The organism is Candidatus Effluviviaceae Genus V sp. (assembly GCA_014728125.1).
Classification (GTDB): domain Bacteria; phylum Joyebacterota; class Joyebacteria; order Joyebacterales; family Joyebacteraceae; genus WJMD01.
This window is the reverse complement of sequence record WJMD01000167.1, coordinates 1-2801: the sequence shown is the minus strand read 5'-3', so window position 1 is coordinate 2801 and position 2801 is coordinate 1. Positions and strand designations below refer to the sequence as shown.

General features: G+C 66.1%; 2 protein-coding genes. Both read right to left on the bottom strand.

The window, feature by feature from the left end; translation table 11 throughout:
* Positions 1–180: 180 nt before the first annotated feature.
* Positions 181–1239 carry a phosphate ABC transporter substrate-binding protein PstS gene (gene pstS, locus GF405_10105; protein ID MBD3368506.1) on the bottom strand — a complete coding sequence of 353 codons (1059 nt, stop codon included), beginning with the start codon at positions 1237–1239 and terminating at the stop codon, positions 181–183.
* A gap of 116 nt (positions 1240–1355) precedes the next feature.
* Complete coding sequence (locus tag GF405_10100) at positions 1356–2546, bottom strand: hypothetical protein (protein ID MBD3368505.1); 1191 nt, start codon at positions 2544–2546, stop codon at positions 1356–1358.
* Positions 2547–2801: the final 255 nt, after the last annotated feature.

Sequence of the window (2801 nt, the reverse complement as noted above, 5' to 3'; positions counted from 1 at the left end):
GAGAACGATCACGACGAGCGCGCAGGCCGTCGTCAGCACCTTGAAGGCGAGATCGGCGCCGCTCTGACGCGCTCTCTGTTCAGCGCCGTTCGGCACTCGGGCCTCCGTCCGGGAGAACGATGCGGCCGTTGCGACATGGCGGGCGGACCCGCCGCGCCACCCGTGCCGCAGGGACGAACGCTAGCTTTTGGCCGGCGGACAGACCTGCTCACCGTCCGCCGTGATCTCGCTCCGCCAGGTGTTCCGGACCATCTCGACGACGTTGTCCGGGATCGGGACGTAGTGCTTCTGGACCGCCATCTGGTCGCCGTGATCGTAGCACCAGTCGAAGAACTCGAGCATGGCCTTCGCCTTCTCAACGTCGTCCTGCTTGGCGTACACGAGGATGAACGACGCACCGACGATCGGCCAGCTCTCCTCACCGGGCTGGTCGGTCAGTACGAGGTAGTAGCCCTCCGTGTTCTCCCAGTCGGCGTTCGCGGCCGCCGCCTGGAAGGACTCGATCGTCGGCTCGACCCACTGGCCGTCACGGTTCCGGAGCGTGATGTGCGCGAGCTTGTTCTGCACCGCGAAGGCGAACTCGACATAGCCGACCGAGCCGTTCACGCGCTGGACGTACGCCGCGACGCCGGGGTTGCCCTTCGCACCGACGCCGGCCGGCCAGTTGACGAGCTTCCCCCGGCCGATGTTCTCGCGCCAGCTCGGGGAGACCTTGTCGAGGAAGTCGGTGAAGATCCACGTCGTGCCCGAGCCCTCGGCGCGGTGCACGACGGTGATCGGATCGTTCGGAAGCTCGAGATCGGGGTTGAGCGAGGTGATGCCCTCGTCGTCCCAGAACGTGATCTCGCCGGCGAATATCGATGCCAGGACCTCGGTCGACAGCCTGAGCTCGCCTGGACCAACACCCCGGATGTTGCAGATCGGCACGACGCCTCCGATGATCATCGGGAACTGAACGAGACCGGCCTCCTCGAGCTCCGGCCCCTCGATCGGCGCGTCCGTGGCGCCGAAGTCGACGGTCGCGTCCTTGATCTGACGGATGCCGCCGCTCGAGCCGATGCCCTGATAGTTCACCTGGACGTCCTTGAGCTGGTTGTACTGGTACATCCAGACGGCGTAGATCGGCTCCGGGAACGTGGCGCCGGCTCCGATGAGCTTCATCTGGGCGCCCGCGGGTCCGGCGGCGATCGCAAACAGCAGGACTCCCACGACCGCGGCGGTCCATGTCGCTCTGGTCATTCTCCCCTCCCTCGTAGTGTCGACCGGGTGCGCGCACGGACAGCCTACACGCCTCTCGTGAGCTCCGTGTCAGAAGCCCGTCAGAACCGCGTGTCGGACCGGGCTGCGTCCCCCGATCAGAAATCGAACTGCAGTCTCGTGACGAAGGCGTCGGCCCCGCCGATCTCCTCGTCGTCTTCGTCCTTCACCGTCGCCATGACGTAGTTGCACATCATCCGCGCATGCGCATGGAAGTACCAGTTGACCCCGAGCGACACATCGTCGAGCCGCCCGCCGTATATGCCGGCGCCCTCGTCATTGAGATCGAGGCTTGAGTACCTGACGGCCAGCTCGACCGCACCGGGGCCGCCGTCGTCAAGGAGAGTGCGCCTCGGCTCCGTGCGCTTCCAGTTGCCTCCTCCGTACGTGCGCCGCTCGCCGGTGACGAAATACCCGGCCTGCAGGTAGTACCCCCTGAACGCCGCGTCGTCCTGAAGACCGATACGGTCCGGCTCGACCATCTCATCCTCGCTGCTCGAGACGGCGGCGTTCAGGAACTCGGCCGCGCAGTGGAAGGGGCCGTAGACCGCCGCGACCTCGCCGCCCAGTCTGATGACGTGCTCGACGTTCGTCATCGAGCCGGTGTCGATCAGGTAGGCCGACATGTGGTTCTCGGGCCGGGCGCGGAACCGGAGCGACTCCTCCGGCTTCTGGTAGTTCGCGGAGAGACCCACGTGGACGAACATGTCCTCGTCGGGCGCGCCGAACGGCACAAAGGCGAGTCTGCCGGCGAGGCTGTAGTCGTCGTCACCGGACTTGGCCGCCATGCCGTCGGTCGTCAGGAAGAAGCCCGCCTGCCAGAGCCCGCGTCCGTCCATGAAGCCGCGATGCGCCATGAGACCGGCGTTCCGGAACGGCGCGAGTGCGGTGGGCAACGCGGGCTCGAGGAACGTGTAGTACTTCGAACTCATCTGCGACTGGAGCCCGACCGGCTCGAAGAAGTAGCCGGCGCGCAGGTTGTGAACGACGGGAAGCTCGCTGAGCTCGAGATAGGAGTGCTTGAGGCAGTAGCTCTCGCCGGCAGCGAAGTCCCAGCTCAGCCTGAAGGCCATGCGAGGGTAGATGAGCCCGGACGCTTCGACGCGCGCCGTGCGCGTCTCGGTGCCGTTCTCGAACGTCCCGGCGTATATCTCAAGGTCGTCGTCGACGTTCGACCAGGCGCCGGCGTCCCACATGAACCGTCCGCCGACCGTCACGTCCTCGACGCCGGCCGTCGCCGCGCCGAAGGTCACGCAGAGTGCGAGACCGACCAGAGCAAGAGTCCTCATCACGATCGCCCCCCTTCAATCGTGAGCCGCTCCCGGGCCGCGCTCCGCCTCGCCCCTGCGAGCGGGGCGGTCACCCGTTCGACAGGCGCGGCGTACGCAGACCCTTCTGTGCTTGAAACCTCCCGGCAGCGTGCGGCTCGCTCCGTTCCGGGCACAGTAGCCTTATACAATCAGAAGGGGATGAGATGCGTGTTAGGATTGCGTTAGCGGAAAGCAGAAGAGTCAGGGGTTCGGCAAGTAGATGGTGAAGGTGCT